The sequence below is a fragment of the Allobosea sp. LC85 genome, assembly GCF_000735605.1.
Taxonomy (GTDB): Bacteria; Pseudomonadota; Alphaproteobacteria; order Rhizobiales; family Beijerinckiaceae; genus Allobosea.
The window spans coordinates 12,778-30,479 of the sequence record NZ_JPKG01000017.1; the positions used below are offsets into that span (position 1 = coordinate 12,778).

General features: G+C 66.3%; 15 protein-coding genes and 1 pseudogene. 6 read left to right on the top strand and 10 right to left on the bottom strand.

What is annotated here, in order from left to right:
• Window positions 1-19: 19 nt before the first annotated feature.
• Both FG93_RS07260 and FG93_RS07265 read right to left on the bottom strand, forming a co-directional pair.
• Window positions 20-688 (bottom strand): class I SAM-dependent methyltransferase, encoded by a 669-nt coding sequence (locus FG93_RS07260; protein WP_043233325.1) that lies wholly within the window; start codon window positions 686-688, stop codon window positions 20-22.
• On the bottom strand, window positions 685-1,899 hold the full coding sequence (locus FG93_RS07265; protein WP_043233326.1) for a DUF3419 family protein: 1,215 nt from the start codon (window positions 1,897-1,899) through the stop codon (window positions 685-687). Before FG93_RS07265 ends, FG93_RS07260 begins: the two co-directional genes overlap by 4 nt.
• A 197-nt stretch (window positions 1,900-2,096) precedes the next feature.
• Between FG93_RS07265 and msrB the strand changes: the two genes are divergently transcribed.
• Window positions 2,097-2,543: a peptide-methionine (R)-S-oxide reductase MsrB gene (gene msrB / locus FG93_RS07270; protein ID WP_081881387.1), complete on the top strand. Its 447-nt coding sequence runs from the start codon at window positions 2,097-2,099 to the stop codon at window positions 2,541-2,543.
• Window positions 2,544-2,605: 62 nt separating this feature from the next.
• On the opposite strand, the gene FG93_RS07275 is transcribed toward msrB, so the two are convergent.
• Window positions 2,606-4,261, bottom strand: coding sequence for an acyl-CoA dehydrogenase family protein (locus FG93_RS07275; RefSeq protein WP_043233327.1), 1,656 nt, complete (start codon window positions 4,259-4,261; stop codon window positions 2,606-2,608).
• A 145-nt stretch (window positions 4,262-4,406) separates the two neighbouring features.
• Here FG93_RS07275 and FG93_RS07280 point away from each other — a divergent pair, with 145 nt between their 5' ends.
• The 3 genes from FG93_RS07280 to FG93_RS07290 all read left to right on the top strand — a co-directional run bounded on the left by FG93_RS07280 (window position 4,407) and on the right by FG93_RS07290 (window position 8,303).
• Entirely contained in the window at window positions 4,407-6,755 is a 2,349-nt protein-coding gene (locus FG93_RS07280; RefSeq protein WP_244448533.1) for an ATP-dependent helicase, read from the top strand.
• A gap of 122 nt (window positions 6,756-6,877) precedes the next feature.
• Window positions 6,878-7,324 (top strand): GNAT family N-acetyltransferase, encoded by a 447-nt coding sequence (locus FG93_RS07285; protein ID WP_043233588.1) that lies wholly within the window; start codon window positions 6,878-6,880, stop codon window positions 7,322-7,324.
• A gap of 31 nt (window positions 7,325-7,355) precedes the next feature.
• Complete coding sequence (locus tag FG93_RS07290; protein WP_043233329.1) at window positions 7,356-8,303, top strand: 50S ribosomal protein L11 methyltransferase; 948 nt, start codon at window positions 7,356-7,358, stop codon at window positions 8,301-8,303.
• Window positions 8,304-8,346: 43 nt separating this feature from the next.
• On the opposite strand, the gene FG93_RS33815 is transcribed toward FG93_RS07290, so the two are convergent.
• The gene (locus FG93_RS33815) at window positions 8,347-8,475 is read right to left on the bottom strand and encodes a hypothetical protein (RefSeq protein WP_280114127.1); all 129 of its coding nucleotides are present in this window, start codon (window positions 8,473-8,475) and stop codon (window positions 8,347-8,349) included.
• A gap of 53 nt (window positions 8,476-8,528) precedes the next feature.
• The gene (locus FG93_RS07295; RefSeq protein ID WP_043233330.1) at window positions 8,529-8,759 is read right to left on the bottom strand and encodes a hypothetical protein; all 231 of its coding nucleotides are present in this window, start codon (window positions 8,757-8,759) and stop codon (window positions 8,529-8,531) included.
• A 304-nt stretch (window positions 8,760-9,063) separates the two neighbouring features.
• On the opposite strand from FG93_RS07295, the gene FG93_RS07300 reads away from it, so the two are divergent.
• Window positions 9,064-10,908, top strand: a complete 1,845-nt coding sequence (locus FG93_RS07300; RefSeq protein ID WP_052513500.1) for an aminopeptidase P family protein — start codon at window positions 9,064-9,066, stop codon at window positions 10,906-10,908.
• Window positions 10,909-10,985: 77 nt separating this feature from the next.
• Here the strand turns inward: FG93_RS07300 and FG93_RS07305 are convergent, their stop codons facing one another.
• From FG93_RS07305 to FG93_RS07320, 4 genes are all read right to left on the bottom strand, one after another.
• The gene (locus FG93_RS07305; protein ID WP_043233331.1) at window positions 10,986-11,285 is read right to left on the bottom strand and encodes an AzlD family protein; all 300 of its coding nucleotides are present in this window, start codon (window positions 11,283-11,285) and stop codon (window positions 10,986-10,988) included.
• On the bottom strand, window positions 11,282-11,992 hold the full coding sequence (locus FG93_RS07310; protein WP_043233333.1) for an AzlC family ABC transporter permease: 711 nt from the start codon (window positions 11,990-11,992) through the stop codon (window positions 11,282-11,284). The genes FG93_RS07305 and FG93_RS07310 overlap by 4 nt, the downstream gene beginning before the upstream one ends.
• Window positions 11,993-12,004: 12 nt before the next feature.
• Window positions 12,005-12,868, bottom strand: coding sequence for an AraC family transcriptional regulator (locus tag FG93_RS07315; protein ID WP_043233334.1), 864 nt, complete (start codon window positions 12,866-12,868; stop codon window positions 12,005-12,007).
• Window positions 12,869-12,951: 83 nt separating this feature from the next.
• Window positions 12,952-14,193, bottom strand: coding sequence for an MFS transporter (locus FG93_RS07320; protein ID WP_052513468.1), 1,242 nt, complete (start codon window positions 14,191-14,193; stop codon window positions 12,952-12,954).
• 71 nt (window positions 14,194-14,264) lie between these two features.
• On the opposite strand from FG93_RS07320, the pseudogene FG93_RS07325 reads away from it, so the two are divergent.
• A pseudogene (locus FG93_RS07325) lies at window positions 14,265-15,280 on the top strand (AraC family transcriptional regulator).
• A 76-nt stretch (window positions 15,281-15,356) separates the two neighbouring features.
• Here the strand turns inward: FG93_RS07325 and ligA are convergent.
• A complete protein-coding gene (ligA, locus tag FG93_RS07330) occupies window positions 15,357-17,504 on the bottom strand; it encodes an NAD-dependent DNA ligase LigA (RefSeq protein WP_043233336.1) in 2,148 nt (715 codons plus the stop codon).
• Window positions 17,505-17,702: the final 198 nt, after the last annotated feature.

Genomic DNA, 17,702 nt, shown 5'->3' on the forward strand with positions numbered 1-17,702 from the left:
CGCGTCCAGCGCCCGCTGCTCAGGCTGCCCGCCGCGTTGCCACGGCATGGATGGCGTAGCCGCGAAGGAGCCGCCTCGTACGGCTCTCGGCGCCCTCGATCCGCGAGAGTTCGGCGATCGCCTCGGGCAGATCATGCCTTGGCGTGACATGGAACAGCGTCAGCCAGCGATTCAGCAGGACACGAAATGACGCAGGCAGGCCGCGTTGGTCACCGAAATCGACAATATGCAGCGAACCGGTGGCCGTCAGTGTCCGCAGCGCCTGGGCGATCACGCCTCGCCAGGGCGGGATCATCGAGAGCGCGTAGGAGATGACGATGCGATCAAATCCATCGCGCCCGAACAGGGCCGCGGCGTCGAAGCAGGTGGCATCGGCCTGTGCGAGATGGATGCGCTCCGAAAGTCCCGATCTTGCCACGCTTCTCCCGGCAGTCGCGAGCATCTCGGCGGAGACGTCGAGACCGTAACACTGCGTGTCAGGATAGGTCCGAGCGAGCTTGATCAGGTTGCGTCCAGTGCCGCAGCCGATTTCCAGGATCGAGCCAGCCGGCGGAGGATCGAGCTCGGCGATAAGCTGATCGCGGCCAAGCAGATAGAATTTGCGGCTGGCGTCGTAGATATGGCGCTGGTGGCGATACATCCGGTCCATGAGGCCGGCGGTCTCGGTCGTGGCGCGGTCAGCGCTCATGCCGTCGCTCCCGGCAGCACATGGAGATGGAAGGCGCCATAGATCGACGAGCGATCACGCGCTCCAAGCTCCCGGCTGCGCGCCTCCTCATAGCGCCATTGCGCGAGGATCGAGGCCGGCACCCGGCCGGGCAGCAGCCGCTCATCGGCGGCCGTCCGGAAGATCACGCGGGCGCCGGGTCGCGCCGTACGCATGATCTGCGTCCAGAGCGCCGTGAGATCTGCGTCATTCATCCAGTCCTGAGCATCGAGCAGCACATAGGCATCGCAGCTCTTCGCAGGCTGATTCTCGAGGAAGGTGGTGATCGCGCTCTGATGATAGGCGACGCGCCCTGCCCGCTCCCGGACGGCCGCGAAATTCCGCCTTTCAAGATAGGGTGGCAAGGACGCGTTCTCGTCCGTCGCATAGCCCCGTCCAAAGGCCTGCCGGGCAAAATAGTTCGACTTCAGGTCGAAGCCGCAGGCCAGTCGCTCCAGCCGATGCCGAAGCACGCCGCGTATCCCGGCGTCGCCGTCGGCCGCGAGCGCCTTGTACTGGGCCGGCGGAATGCCGAGCCCATAGAGCGATGCCGGCTGGCGCACCAGCCAACGCACCAGGGGCTTGTCGAAGACGGGAGCGATATGCCTGTCGAACAGCACGCGCTGCTCAGCCATGTCGCGCGCCTGAAGCATCACGCGCGGATCGCAGCCGAGCGTGCGGCCAAGGAGATGCCCGGCCCCGATGAAACGGCCGAGCAGGCCGTATCGATAGAAATTGCGGGCAAAGACCTGGACGCGCCGGCGTCCGCTCAGGCTACGGCCTTCCCAGTAGCTGCGCGACACGGCATCGAGACGTGTCGCGATCTCGCGGTCATAGAGCGCGACATTGGCCTGGGACTGCGCCTCGCCGAAGAAGCGCAGGAATTCCTCGTGGCCTGCCAGGCTGGCGAGCGCGGCGAGCTTGAGCTTGCCGAGCGCGATATGGGCGCCGTTGAGATCGACAGCACTGATCTTCGCCGGGTTGGCGGTGAGATAGGACAGGATGTTGCAGGAGCCGGACGCGATTGCGACGACATGATCGTCAGGGCGCAGGTCCAGCGCCTCCATGTCGACGACCGGGTCTTCCCAGATCTGCGGATAGACGAGACCGGAAAAGGCCAGGGTGAACAGGCGTTCCAGGATGCCCGCCCGCGATAGCGGCTTGCTGCGATGCACCGCCGTGGTCAGGCCCATTGTGGTTTCCCTCCGAACCGTACGCGCCGTCTGCATTCTTCGTTCCTCGCGCGGTCCGTTGCGATGGCGAGCCGACTAGAGGAGTCGCGTGACGGTTGGGTGACGCACTATCGGGATCAGCTATCCGTGATGGCGGGCTGACGCGGAGCGCAATCATCCCCATATTCCGCCCGAAACCTTTGAACGGGAGAATGACGATGGGACTGTCCGGACTGTTCGGCGGCAAGGCGAGGGAAGCCGGTGAGTTCGAATTCCAGCTGACCGATGAGGAGTGGCGCCGCCGCCTGACGCCGGAGCAGTACCACGTGCTGCGCGGGCACGGCACCGAGCGCGCCGGCTCCTGCGCCTTGAACTTCGAGAAGCGCGCCGGGCGCTTCACCTGCGCCGGCTGCGGCAACCCCTTGTTCCAGTCCGGCAAGAAATTCGAGAGCGGCACGGGCTGGCCGAGCTTCGACCAGCCGCTGGAGGGCGCGGTCGGAATCAGCGAGGACAACAGCTACATGATGCATCGCACCGAGGTGCATTGCGCCCGCTGCGGCGGCCATCTCGGCCATGTCTTCCCTGACGGCCCGCCGCCGACCGGACTGCGCTACTGCATCAACGGCGTCGCGATGGATTTCGCGCCGGCTGAGGCCGAGACCTGAGCCGGATCAACCGCGCGCCCCTCTCGCGCTCTGGAGAGAGGGCGCGCGCAAACTCATGAGCGCTACGCCACGGCCGGCATCGCCCGACGCGCCAGCGCGGCAGCATCCACGGACACCGGCAGATCGCCGAAATGTCCCGACCAGCGACCTTCGAGCCGCGTCGCGATGAAGGCATCTGCGACCATGTGAGGTGCATGCCGCAACAGCAGCGAGGCCTGCAATGCCAGCGCCAGTTGCTCGACCAGCCGCCGCGCCTGTCCTTCGCTTCGCACCAGTGCGGGAATCTCCGCCTCCAGCGCACTCAGATGCGCATCGAAGCGATTGTCGGCTCCGCAGGAGCTCCGCATCTCCTCGATCAGCGCCACGAGCGAGCCCGGCTCTCGCTCCAGCGAGCGCAGCACATCGAGACAAATGACGTTGCCCGAGCCCTCCCAGACACTGTTGAGCGGCGCTTCCCGATAGAGCCGGGCCATGGGGTTCTCCTCGATGAAGCCGTTGCCGCCATGGCATTCCAGAGCCTCGACCACCACCGCCGGTGTGCGTTTCGATACCCAATATTTCGCGATCGGCGCTCCGATCCGCGCCAGCAACCGCTCACTCTCGCTCGCCTCCTGACGGTCGAGCGCCGCAAAGAGCCGAAAGGCGAGCCAGGCTGCAGCCTCGGCCTCGATCGCAAGATCGGCCAGCACGTTCTGCATGATCGGCTGGTCGATCAGCCCTCGCTGGAAGGCGCGCCGATGGGCCGCGTGATGGGCCGCCAGCGAAACGGCGAGCCGCATCTGCCCGGCCGACGCCGCCGCGATGTCCAGCCGGGAACCCTGGTTCATGGACAGGCCTGTGCGCAGGCCCCGGCCCGGCTCGCCGATCATCCGGCCGATAGCGCCGCGGAACTCGACCTCCGACGAGGCATTCGAGCGATTGCCGCATTTGTCCTTGAGCCGCTGGATCGCCACGCCGTTGCGCGAGCCATCCGGCAGCCAGCCCGGCACCACGAAGCAGGAAATGCCCTCGGCAGTTCGGGCCAAGGTCAGGAACAGGTCGGAATGCGGCACCGAAAAGAACCACTTGTGCCCGGTCAGGGACCAGGTCCCGTCGCCATTGTCGTGGGCCATGGTCTGGGTCTGGCGCAGGTCCGAGCCTCCCTGCTTCTCGGTCATTGCCGTGCCGACGGTCGCTCCCGTCTTGGCGGAGGCGGTCGTCTGGCGGCGGTCGTAGCGGTTGGAGCTGACCAGGGCGCCCCACTCGCTCCAGAGGTCGGGCTCCTGCTTCAGGATCGGGATCGCCGCATAGGTCATGCTGATCGGGCAGCAGATACCGCTTTCGCCTTGGCTCCAGAGATAGGACAGCGCAGCACGCGCCACCTGTGCGCCCGGGCCCGGCCTGGTCCATGCGAGCGAATGGGTCTCCTGCCCGATCGCGAGCCCCATCAGTTCGTGCCAGGCCGGATGAAACTCGATCTGGTCGATGCGGTTGCCGAACCGGTCATGCGTCCTGAGTTCGGGCGTGAATCTGTTCGCCAATCGCGCCAGATCCTGCACCTGCGCCGAGCCGACTGTGCGCCCCGCCTCATGCAGACGCTCGGAGGCCCAGGCTGCGTCGAAGGCCGCGACGGCTGCCCGCAGCACCGGATCAGCCGCGAAGGCGTCGTAATCGGTCAGTATGGGAACCTGGTTCGTCACTTCATGGGTGGAATGGCGGGAGGCGATATCCACATTCATCGCGGCGCGTCCTGACGATCGGGCGAGCATTCAACGCCCATCAGCGTTATCCAGCAATCTGCGGCGCAACAGCCTATATTGCCTCTGGAACGAATCACGATCAAAGCGACCTGAAGCCTTGTCCGATCACACGACCTCCGCCCCTCTGCCCCGCCCCGGCGGCCTCGCCGCCCGCGCTGCCGCACAGCCGGCGGCCGGCTATCTGGCAGGCCTAAACCCGGAGCAGCGGCAAGCGGTCGAGGCCACGGATGGCCCGGTCCTGGTCCTTGCCGGCGCCGGCACCGGCAAGACCCGCGTGCTGACCACTCGCATCGCCCATCTGATCGCCACGAACCGCGCCTACCCGTCCCAGATCCTCTCGGTGACCTTCACCAACAAGGCAGCGCGCGAGATGAAGGAGCGCGTCGCAAGCCTCGTCGGCCCCGTTGCCGAAGGCATGCCCTGGCTGGGCACCTTCCACTCGATCTCGGCCAAGATCCTGCGCCGCCACGCCGAGCTCCTCGATCTGCGCTCGGACTTCACCATTCTCGATACCGACGACCAGATCCGCCTGATGAAGCAGGTCATCACGGCCGCCGGGATCGACGAGAAGCGCTGGCCCGGGCGCATGCTGGCGGGTTTCATCGATAGCTGGAAGAACCGCGGGCTTGCCCCCAAGGACGTACCGCCGGGGGAAGCCGGCGTCTTCGCCGGAGGCAAGGGCGGCGCCCTTTATGCCGCCTATCAGGAGCGGCTGAAGACGCTGAACGCCGTCGATTTCGGCGATCTGCTGCTGCACTGCCTGACGCTGTTCCGCGAGAATGCCGATGTGCTCGCGACCTATCATGAGCGCTTCCGCTACATCCTTGTCGACGAGTACCAGGACACCAACACCGCGCAGTATCTCTGGCTGCGCCTACTGGCGCAGGGCCGGCGCAACATCGCCTGCGTTGGCGACGATGACCAGTCGATCTATGGCTGGCGCGGCGCCGAGGTCGACAACATCCTGCGCTTCGAGCACGATTTTCCCGGCGCGGTCGTGGTCCGGTTGGAACGCAACTACCGCTCGACCGGCCATATCCTCGCCACCGCCTCGAAGCTGATCGCCCGCAACGAGGGCCGGCTCGGCAAGACGCTGCGCACCGAGGACGAGGCCGGGGAGAAGGTCACCATCACCGGCGCCTGGGACAGCCAGGAAGAAGCCCGCCTGATCAGCGACGAGATCGAGGCGATGCAGAGCAAGGGTGAAAACCTTGCCGAGGTCGCCATCCTCGTTCGCATCTCCGCCCAGATGCGCGAGATCGAGGAGCGCTTCGTCCATGTCGGCGTGCCTTATCGCGTCATCGGCGGCCCGCGCTTCTACGAGCGGGCCGAGATCCGTGACGCGATGGCCTATCTGCGCTGCGTGGTGAGCCAGACCGACGATCTCGCCTTCGAGCGCATCGTCAATGTGCCGAAGCGCGGGCTCGGCGACGCGACAGTCCAGCTCCTGCACAACCATGCCCGCGCAACCAACCTGTCACTGCTGCAATCGGCACGTGCCGTGGTCGAGACCGAGGAACTGAAGCCGAAGGCCCGCACCGCGCTGCGCGAACTGGTCGAGGCCTTTGCCCGTTGGTCGGCCAAGGCCGAGCACATGAAGCAGGGCGAGCTTGCCGAGCAGGTGCTGGAGGAATCCGGCTATACCGAGATGTGGCAGAAGGATCGCTCGGCCGATGCCGCCGGTCGCCTCGAGAACCTCAAGGAACTGGTGCGCTCGCTGGACGAGTTCCCCGACCTGCCGGCCTTCCTCGAGCACGTCTCGCTGGTGATGGATGCCGATGGCGGCGAGGCCGAGGCGCGTGTCAGCATCATGACGCTGCACGCGGCCAAGGGTCTCGAATTCGACACCGTCTTCCTGCCCGGCTGGGAGGAAGGCCTCTTCCCGAACCAGCGCGCGCTCGACGAGAGCGGCCGCGCCGGACTGGAAGAAGAGCGCCGCCTCGCCCATGTCGGCCTGACCCGCGCCCGCAAGCGCCTGAAACTCCTCTTCGCCTCGAACCGCCGCATTCACGGCCTCTGGCAGTCGAGCCTGCCGAGCCGCTTCATCGACGAGTTGCCGGAGGAGCATGTCGAGGTCGTGCAGGCCCCTTCGACCTATAGCCAGGGTGGCTATGGCGCCTCGCGCTTCGACCGCATGGAGAGTTTCGGCTCGTCCTACCAGACGCCGGGCTGGCAGCGCGCGCAGGAGAACCGCGCGCGGAACGGTGGCGGCTCAGGCTTCTCGGACAATGGCGGCCGTGGTTTCGGCCAGGGTGGCTCGGGTTCAGGCCGCCAGCGCGGCCCGCTGCTGATCGAAGGCGAGCTGACTGCGAAATCGACCGGCAGCTCCGCCTTCGATGCCGGCGCCCGTGTCTTCCATATCAAATTCGGCCCCGGTTCTGTCGCCAGCGTCGACGGCAACAAGCTGACCGTCGATTTCGACAAGGCCGGCCGGAAGATGGTGCTGGACTCCTTCGTGCAGAAGGCGGGCTGAGCAAGTGCAGCCGTCATGCCCGGCGCGGCGATGTGCAGCATCTCCGAAGTGGTTATGCACGCCGGGATCGCCTCGGGCCGGTCCCGCAGGAATGCTGGCTCCAAGCCAGCAGGATCAGCATGATGCCCAACGTCGCGGTCACTCTGACCGACACTGCCAATCCCGATCTCCACTCCGTGATCTCCCAGGGGCTGCGGAGCTACAATGTCGAGATGGGTGGCGTCAGTGATCACACGCCGCTGACGATCACCATCAAGGACAGCGAGAGCGGCGAACTGATCGGCGGGCTGCTCGGCCGCACCTCGCTCGGTCTGCTGTTCATCGATCTGTTCTATCTGCCCAAGACCCAGCGCGGGTCGGGCCTCGGCACCCGCATTCTACAGATGGCCGAGGCAGAGGGTTTTCGCCGAGGCTGTCGCAAGGCGGTGCTCTACACGCTCAGCTTCCAGGCACCGGAGTTCTACAAGCGCTTTGGCTGGAGCGTCTTCGGAGAGATCGCACTCGAACCGCCCGGGGCGACCCGTTATTTCATGACCAAGGACCTCGTCGCCCCTGCCGACGGCGCATGACATCCGCCCCCACCCCTGCTATCCCGCCCGCATGCGTGAAGGTCTTCTCCCAGCCACGGTCGCGACCGTGCTCGAACTCTCAACCAGCGGCGACAAGGCGCGCGCGCTGACGGAACTGCTCGGCGAGATCTTCGATCCGACCGAGACGGCGATTTCCTCATTCGAGATCGAGGACGGCATCACCACGCTCTCGCTGAGCACGCCGTGGAAGGTCGAAATCTACTTCGCGACCCATCCTGATGAGGATGCGGTGCGAGACATGCTGCGCCCGATCGTCGGCGACAGCATCGATGCAACCCCCTTTACCACCGTCAACCAGAAGGACTGGGTCGCCACCAGCCTCGACGGGCTCAAGCCCGTGCGGGCCGGACGCGTGCTCGTCCATGGCGCGCATGACCGCGACATGGTGCGGGTGAACGACGTCGCGATCGAGATCGAGGCGGCGCTCGCCTTCGGCACCGGCCATCACGGCACCACGGCCGGCTGCCTGCTGGCTCTTGATGCCGAACTCAAGAAGCGCCGCCCGCTGCGCGGCCTGGATGTCGGCACCGGCACCGGGATTCTGGGGCTCGCGCTGGCGCTGCAGACGAAGCGCCGCGTCGTCGCCGGCGATATTGATGCCGTCGCGGTCGGGGTCGCAGCGCGCAACGCCCGCGTCAACCATGCGCCAGGGGCGCTCGATCTCTATGTCGCGCCTGGTCTGCTCCATGCCAAGGCAAACCGGCCAGGCCATTTCGATCTGGTCTTCGCCAATATTCTGGCCGGCCCGCTCAAGCGCCTCGCCCCGTCGCTCGCGCGCGTGCTGGCGCGGGACGGAAGCTTGATCCTCTCCGGGCTTCTGGCGATGGATGTCGCCGGGATCGTCTCGACCTACCGGCACCAGGGCCTGTTCCTGGCGCGTCAGTCCCAGCGCGATGGCTGGGCTACCCTGGTCATGAAAAAGGGCGGCGCGGCCCCAAGACCGCGCCGCCCTTACTAGGCCAGCCACCCGAAGAGGGCGTTTGTCGCTTCGAGCCTCAGGCTCAGAAGCCGATGTGGCCGTACTTCTGTTCCGCCTCGGCCTGCAGGGCGCGAGCGTCGTGCCAGACGGCGGCGGTGAACTTGGCCGTATCGACGACCCATTCGAAAGCGTGCTTGACGATGGCGATCATGGTCTTGGTCCTTTTCTGAGCGCGGGCGGCCCCTTCGGGCGCGGCGCCAAAAATCAGCGGTTGAACGGAAGCGCGGCGTCGTTCTTCAGCGCCGTTTGTGGAAAGCCGCCGAGCACGATCTCCGCCTCGTTGACGAGGTAGGAGCGCGCGCGCAGCTCACGGATGGCAGAGCGGCGACGGCTTTCGATCATTGCAACGTAGAGGCGCTGCCAGAAGCTCAGGCCCGCCGTGTTCACGGCTTTGGCGGCAGGCAGGGCGTCGGTCGCATTCAGTACATAGGTCACAGGTCCATCTCCTCATTCCAAACGAAGGACAGTCCCGGTCGCTTCCTCGTTCTCTTATGCAACCAAAGTGGTACTTCTTCGCACTTGCGAGAAGATGATTTCGCAGATGCGAGATATGCACTAGACGCATGCGCGGCCGCAATTTCGATTAACAATTGACACCAATCGCATAGCGAAGAGGCAGAGCGCCCAAAACAGCGCCCATGAGGGCCTACTGACGAAGCAGGGCAGGATGCCGCTTTTGCGCTGGCCTTCCGCCGGTTCTGACGCGACGATGGCAAATATCGCCATGCTTGGACCCGCCATGACCGAATCGCCCGCGCACAGCTTGCCGACCTGCCGCTTCCAGTCCTTTTCCGAACCGAGCAATCCGGCCGAGGTCGCGCCTCGCGTCGCGGCCCTGCGCAAGGCACTCGCTGCGCAAGGCCTGGACGGGTTCATCGTGCCGCGCGCCGACCAGCATCAAGGCGAATATGTCCCCGCCCATATGGCGCGGCTCGCCTGGCTCACCGGCTTCACCGGCTCGGCCGGCAATGCCGTCGTGCTGGCCGTCAAGGCTGTCCTGATCGTCGACGGCCGTTACACCATCCAGTCGGCAGAGCAGACCGACACGAAGGTCGTTGCGCCGGTGAAGATGGAGGAGACCCCGCTCGAGCGCTGGATCGAGGCGAACCTGCCTGCAGGGGCGAAGCTGGGCTACGATCCCTGGCTGCACACGGTCGATGGCGTCGCCAAGCTCGAGAAGGCGGTCGAGGCTGCCGGCGGCATGCTGACCGCCGTTTCGCAGAACCCGATCGATGCCCTCTGGAGCAATCGCCCGGCCCCGCCGGCCGCTGCGGTCAAAGCGCATCGCGGCGACTATGCCGGTGAGACCACCGCCAGCAAACTTGCACGCATCCAGGAGGCGCTGGCCAAGGCCAAGGTCGACGCATTGGTCATTTCCGACCCGCATGCCCTGGCCTGGACCTTCAATATTCGCGGCGGTGATGTCGAACACACGCCCCTGCCGCTGGGCTACGGCATCGTACCGCGCGAGGGGCGCCCGACGGTCTTCCTCGCACCCGAAAAGATCACCAACGAGGCCGGCGACGCCATCGGCGCGGTCGGCGAGATCGCCCCGCCTGCAGCCCTCGAGAAGCAGCTCCAGGCGCTGGGCAAGGCCAGGGCCAAGGTCCGTCTCGATCAGGCGACGGCTGCCTCCGCGCTCGCCACCCTGATCCGCGAAGCCGGCGGCACGCCAGATGCCGGCGCCGACCCGATCGCGCTGATGAAGGCAAGAAAGAACGAGGCCGAGCTCAACGGCACGCGCGCCGCGCATCTGCGCGACGGCGTGGCCATCGTGCGCTATCTGTCATGGCTCACGCGCGAGGCACCGAAGGGCAAACTCACCGAGATCGACGCAGTTGCGGCACTGGAGGCCGAACGGCTGAAGACCGGCCTGCTCAAGGACGTCTCCTTCACCACCATCGCCGGTGCCGGTCCCAATGCCGCCCTGCCCCATTATCGCGTCACGGAATCGAGCAATCGCCGGCTCGAACCGGGCATCTTCCTGGTCGATTCCGGAGCACAGTACGAGGACGGCACCACCGATATCACCCGCACCATTGCGGTCGGTACGCCGACCGACGAGATGCGCGATCGCTATACCCGCGTGCTCAAGGGCCATCTGGCGATCTCACGCGTGGTGTTCGTCAAGGGAACGTCCGGCGCGCAGCTCGACGCACTGGCCCGCCTGCCGCTCTGGCAGGCCGGGCTCGACTTCGATCATGGCACCGGCCATGGCGTCGGTAGCTATCTTTCGGTGCATGAGGGGCCGCAGCGGCTTTCCAAGCTCGGCACGACGCCACTGGAGCCTGGCATGATCCTGTCCAACGAGCCCGGCTACTACAAGCAGGGGGAGTATGGCATCCGCATCGAGAACCTGATCGTGGTCGAGGAGCGGAAGATCCCCGGCGGCGACCGTACGATCTATGGTTTCGAGACGATCACCTGGTGCCCCTATGAGCGGGCGCTGATCGAGCCCTCGCTGCTCGATGCGGGCGAGATCGCCTGGATCGACGCCTATCACGCGCAGGTCTGGGCCAAGCTCAGCCCGCAATTGGAAGACGAGGCGAAGGCTTGGCTGGAAGCAGCCTGCAGGCCGCTATAGACGAAGGCTACGTCCATGACGCGCAGCCGCCATTGTCGGGCTTGCCCCGACCATGGCGGCTGCGCGGGGTCTTTCCCCTAAATCACCATCCTCAGCCCGACCACGGCGAGCACGCCAACGGCAACGACGGCCAGCAGTGGTAGCCGCGTTGCGGCGAGTGCAGCGAGGAGTGCGGCGCCGGTCTCCACCCAGCCGGTCGCCAGCGCACTCGGCGCGATGACCGCCACGAGCACGGCCGGGGGAATAGCGTCGAAGGCTGCTTGCGCGCGCGGGGAGAGATCGAGCCGCCCGGCCAGTGCCAGCCCGGCGATCCGCGTCAGATAGGTGACGGCCGCCATACCCAGGATGGCGATGAGATTCAGCGCGTCGAGCGTCACGACTGCACGCCCTCCGCAAGCACATGGGGTTCCGTCCCCGCAGCCAGCCAGGCGGCCAGCAGACCGCTCAGCGCCCCCGCGGCGACATGCCAGGGCGGCCCGACGAGCTTGTAGGTCAGCGCCGATGCGATACCGGCAGCCGCCACCGTCCAGAACGTCACCCTGCCCTTCCAGAACGAGGCGACCAGCGCGATGAACAGCGCGGTGAAGGCAAAATCGGCCCCGAGCTCGCGCGGGTCGCCCATTGCCGCACCGACCGTCGCGCCCACCGTCGTGGTCATCAGCCAGCACGAAACGAAGGGCACGATCATGCCGAACCAGTAGGCGGGCGTGAGTTGCCGCAGCCGGGCGCGCTTCTCGGCCAGCGCCCAGTTCTCGTCGGCCATGTAGTACAGGCCCGTCAGCTTCTGGGCCGTGCTGAACCGCCCGAGCTTTGGTGCAATCGACGCGCTCATCAGCACATGGCGGGCATTGATCAGCAGGGTCGAGAAGATGATGGCGAAGACGGGCGCCGGACTCGCCCAGAGTTCAACCGCGGCGAACTGGGCCCCGCCGGCAAAGACCAGCGCGCCCATGACGAAGACCTCGAGCGGCGAGAGGCCCTTGCCGGCTGCGAGCGCCCCAAAGAGCAGACCGATCGGAACCGCAGCCAAGGCGGCCGGCCAGATATCGCTGAAGCCCAGACGGGCATCGTCGAGGATGGACATGCAAACAGCCCTTCAAGCCAGATGGGCGGTGCGGAAGGCGCCCGGAGTGACGCCGAGCCGCGCCTTGAAGGCGCGGGTCAGATGCGCCTGGTCGCAAAAGCCGGTCGCCGCGGCAACGTCGCCGGGCATCTCGCCGCGGCGCAGGCGATCCCGCGCCCGACGGACGCGGATGTCGACGAGGTAGGCATGCGGCGTCAGCCCGGTCTCGCGACGGAAGGCCCGGATCAGATGATGCCGTGGCAACCCGCAACGCCGCGCCATCTCGGCCAGCGAAAGGTCCTCGTCATAGCGCTGCTCGAGCAGCGCACGTGCCTCGGCGATCGGCCCGCGCTCGCGCCCGACCGGGCGAACCGAAAGATCGGCATGGCGCGCCAGGCAGAAGGCGTAGGCGCGCAGGAGCCCCTCTTCACCTGCCAGGGCATCGCCGCTTTCCTCCAGCAGACGGTGCGCGGCACAAAACAGCGCGGCAGCCTCCGGGTCGTGAACGCAGGGCTCGGCGAAGAACGGCGTGCCGATCACCTCGTACCCAGTCAGCGAGGCAGCAACCTCCTGCATCAACTCAATGGTCGGATAGGTCATGCGGTAGCGATAGCCACCAGCATGCGGCAAGCCGTCATGGACATCGAGCGGATGGTTGAAGACCATGTCGCCTGCATGGGCATAAAGCCGCTGGCCCCGTGCATGCCAGATCTCGCAGCCCGCTTCGATCGTGCCGATCGCATAGGTCTCGTGCGCATGCGGGGCGTAGGAATGCGTCTGGAACTTGGCCGACAGGCACTCCAGCCCCGCGAAGCGCGAGGCGGTGAAGATGCGGGCATGCTCCTCCGCCAACAGCGGAGTGTCCAGCAGCGCTTCGCCTTGGCTGATCAATTCCATGCCGGCAGGATACAGCGGATATCCGCCCGGATGTCTTGAAGAAAAGTGATGGCGACGATCACGCGGACCGTCGCCATCCGATCTCAGCCGGCCAGGGCCGGCGCCGCGCCGCCGGCAGCCGGCGGCTCGCGGCCTACGCCGAGGACGAGGGCAGCACCGAGCAGCGTCGCGGCGGCGAGATAGCCGACGGCGCCCAACGCGCCGAGATGGTCGACCAGTAATCCGCCGAAGATCGCTCCGCCCGCAATCGCGATCTGGAAGGCGGCGACGAGAAGGCCGCCCGCGGCTTCAGCCTGATCGGCGGCTACACGCACCGTCCAGGTCTGGATGCCGACCGGCAGAAAGCCGAAGGCGAACCCCCACAGCGCAATCGCGAGGCCAGAAACGACGGTCGAGGCGCCGAAGAGCAGCATCGTGAGCGCCGCCAGACCAATGGCGAGCGAGCCAAGCACGACGGCGGCCTTGACGCTACGCGCGACCACGGCACCGCCGGCGAAATTGCCGAAGAAGCCACCGACGCCATAGGCCAGCAGGACCAGCGAGATCGCCTCGACCTTCAGCAGCGGCACCTGCTCGAGGAACGGGCGGACGTAGGTGAATCCGGCGAAGTGCCCCGAGATGATCACCAGCACGGCGAACAGGACCAGCCGGATGCTCGGCCGCCCCAGCAGCTCGAAGAGAGTGCCAATGCTCGGCGCCGCCAGCGGCGGCAGCTTCGGCAGCGTCAGCACCTGGGCGAGCAGCGTTACCGCCCCGATCCCGGCGGAAATGGCAAAGACGGCGCGCCAGCCGATCGCCTCGCCGAGATAGGCGCCGATCGGCGCGGCGCTGACTGTCGCGACCGAGACACCCGTGAAGATGATCGACATGGCCCGCGGCAGCAGCCTTGCCGGGACCAGCCGCATTGCGGTCGCCGCTGCCATTGACCAGAAGCCGCCGAGGCCGATGCCCAGCAGCAGGCGCGCGAAGAGAAGCGTTGTCAGCCCGGTGGCGACCGCGGCCAGCAGACTCGACACCACCAGCAGCGACGTCAGCGCCCACATCACGATGCGCCTGTCGATGCTCCTCGTCATGATCGCGGTCGCGATGCCGGCGATCGCGCCGATGACGGCAGTCGCCGTTACCGCCTGCCCGGCCGCCCCGTCGCTGATGCCCAGTTCGGCTGCGATCGGCGTCAATAGGCTTGCCGGCAGGAACTCGGCCGTCACCAGCCCGAACACACCCATGGTGAGCGAGAAGATGGCCGGCCACGCCGCGTCGGTGCGGTCTTCGAACTCGGCAGGGATGAATTGCGGGTCCGCCGTAGCGGAAAGAGAGTCGGACATGGCGGTCTCCAGGACGTCGAAGCCGACAAGTAGAGATGACGCCCTGGAGCTTCCATGTTAGGAAATCCGCAATGCTTGATCATTCGTCCAGGATTCCATGACCGATCCGCTGACAGAAATGCTCCGTGGCCTGCGGCTGGAGGGCGTCGACTATGCTCGCTTCCAGATGACCGCCCCCTGGGGCCTGCTCTTTTCGGCGCAGCAGGCGGCGCGCTTCCACTTCGTCGCCGAACGCGGCTGCTGGCTGCGGACGCCGGAGAACGAGTGGATCCGCCTCGAGCAGGGCGATGCCGCTCTGCTGCCGCGCGGCGCCGAGCATGCTTTGGCGAGCGCGCCCGGCGCCTGCACCAAGCCGCTCGGACAATGCCAGCTCCAGACGGTCTGCGGCGACATAGCCGAGGCACGCGGCGGTGGCGACGGCGAACAGACCATGTTCTTCAGCGGCAGCATGAACTTCAACGTCGATGGCCAGCATCCGCTGCTGCGGATGATGCCGGAACTGATGCGGATGCACGAACTCGCTGCCAACGAGCCCGGCATCCCGCCCTTGCTCGCGACCATGGCCTGCGAGCTTGCGCTGGACCGGGTCGGTGCCGGCAGCATCCTTACCCGCCTGGCCGATGTCGTCGCGGCCGCGTTGATCCGCTCCTGGGTCGAGCGGGGTTGCGGTGATTCGACCGGCTGGGTCGCCGCGGCGCGCGATCCCGATATCGGCCGGGTCCTGGCCGCGATCCATCTCAATCCGAGCGAGGATTGGACCGTCGAGGCGCTTGCCCGGGTCATGCACGCCTCCCGCTCCGCTTTCGCCGAGCGCTTCGCCAGCGTCGTTGGCGAGACGCCGGCCCGCTATGTCGCGCAGGTCAGGATGCATCAGGCCCGGCAATGGCTCGTCCGCGACCGGATGAAGATCGCCATCGTCGCGCGCCGGCTCGGCTATGAATCGGAGGCTGCCTTCAGCCGCGCCTTCAAGCGCGTCATAGGTGCACCGCCGAGCCATTTCCGGGCAGCGGAAACGGAGGGGCTACGGGCGTTGGATAACGCCCCGCGGCCAGGCTCTGCGCCACCGCAGCAGTTCGGCGGTCCCTGACCAAGCCGCCCGTCATTTCGCACCCCGCACCTGCGGCCTGCTCCGGAAGGATGGAGCAGCTCCGCACCCGATGGCGCTACCCGCCGACCAGTTCGAACCAACCGGCCTCGTCGATCACCTTGACCCCGTGCTTCGCAGCGTCCTTGAGCTTTGAGCCAGCTCCCGGCCCGGCGACCAGCAGATCGGTCTTCGACGAGACCGAGCCCGCGACCTTGGCGCCGAGCCGCTCGGCCATGGCCTTGGCCTCGTCGCGTGTCATCTGCTCCAGCGCGCCGGTAAAGACGACGATCTTGCCGGCGACCGGACTGGTCGAAGCGACCGCCTCCAGCGGCTGCGGCGTCACCTGCGCCAGCAGCCGGTCGAGCGTTTCCTGATTGTGGGCCTCGGCGAAGAACTCGACCAAGGCCTCGACGACGGTCGGGCCGATGCCATCGATCGCATCGAGCGCCTGCCGCTCGTGGGATTGTGAGTCGGCCGAGGTGGCTGCCTCGCGCAGGGCCTCGAACGATCCATAATGTCGCGCCAGCAGCCGTGCCGTGGTTTCACCGACATGACGGATGCCGAGCCCGAAGACGAAGCGGTTGAGCGGAGGCGTGCGCCGGTCCTCGATCGCATCAAAGAGCTTCCTCACGCTTTGCGCGCCGAAGCCTTCCTTGTTCTTCAGCTTCTTGAAGTTGGCAGCGTCGCGGGCCGCCAGCGTATAGATGTCGGCGGGTTCCCGTACCGGCAGGTCGGGATCGACGTGGAAAAACTCGATCTGCTTGTCGCCGAGCCCGTCGATATCGAGCGCGTCGCGGGAAACGAAATGTTTCAGGCGCTCGACAGCCTGAGCCGAGCAGATGAGCCCTCCGGTGCAGCGGCGCACGGCATCTTCCTTGCCCGTACGCGGATTGATTTCGCGCGTCGCATGGCTGCCGCAGACCGGACACAGCGTCGGGAAGACATAGGGCTGCGAATCCCCCGGTCGTTTGCCGAGATCAACGGATTGAACACGCGGGATAACGTCGCCCGCCCGCTTCACCGTCACCGTGTCGCCGACACGGATATCGGCTCCGTCGCGGATCGGCTGGCCCTTGGAGTCGAAACCCCGGATGTAATCCTCGTTGTGCAGCGTCGCATTGGTGACGACGACACCACCCACGGTGACCGGGCGTAGCCGCGCAACGGGGCTGAGCGCTCCGGTGCGCCCGACCTGAATGTCGATCGCCTCCAGAAGGGTGGTCGCCAGCTCCGCCGGGAATTTATGCGCGATCGCCCAACGCGGTGCGCGCGCGACGAAACCGAGTCGGGTCTGCAGCGCAAGATCGTCGACCTTGTAGACCACGCCATCGATATCATAGCCCAGCGTCGCACGCTGGGCCTCGATCGCGCGGTAATGCGCCAGGAGCTCGCTGACGCGTTCGCAGCGACACATCAGCGGATTGGTCTTGAAGCCCCAGCGCCGAAAAGCCTCGACCACACCGAACTGTGTCACAGCTGGCAGGTTCGACATCTCGCCCCAGGCATAGGCGAAGAAGCGCAGCGGCCGTGCCGCAGTTATCGAGACGTCGAGCTGGCGCAGAGAGCCTGCCGCGGCATTGCGCGGATTGGCGAATTCGCGCTCACCCTTCTCGCGCTGGCGATCATTGATAGCCGCAAAATCAGCATGGCCGAGATAGACCTCGCCGCGGACCTCCGCGACCTCCGGCACATCGTTGCCGACGAGCTTGTTCGGGATCTCCGAAATGGTGCGGGCGTTGAGCGTGACATCCTCACCCTCCTCTCCATCTCCACGCGTCGCCGCGGAGACGAGTTCGCCCTTCTCGTATCGCAGCGACAGCGAGAGCCCGTCGATCTTGGGTTCGGCGGTGATTGCGAGCTCGGCATCGTTCTTGCGGCCGAGGAAGCTGCGAATCCGCGCGGCAAAATCAGCGACGTCATCGTCGGAGAACGCATTGGCGAGCGAGAGCATCGGCACGCGATGCCGGATCTTCGCGAATTTCGAGGATGGCCTGGCGCCAACCTTGTCGCTCAGCGCCTCATTGCCCTTCAGCTCCGGAAAAACCTCTTCCAGGGCAACCAGCCGCCGACGCTTCGCATCATAGACGGAATCGTCGAGGATCGGCGCGTCGTCCTGGAAATAGGCGCGGTCGGCCTCCGCGATCTCGGCGGCCAGCGCCTTGTATTCGGCGCGCGCCTGACGGGGCGTGAGGTCTTCGACGGGTAGAGGTTCGGCTTCGCTCATGACCGTTGTCTTAGGCGAGTTGCTAGAGTCGAGAAAGACCGTCGCCTGCGTGCGTCTCACCATCGTGTTCACATGGGCTTGCGACAAAATCCGTCATCAGGCGTATAGTGATCGTGCTGGAATTGGATGCTCGACGCCTTCGGCGACTTGACCCAAGGATCGCGTCAGGACCGCCATTGCGCACCGGGCCAGAACCGG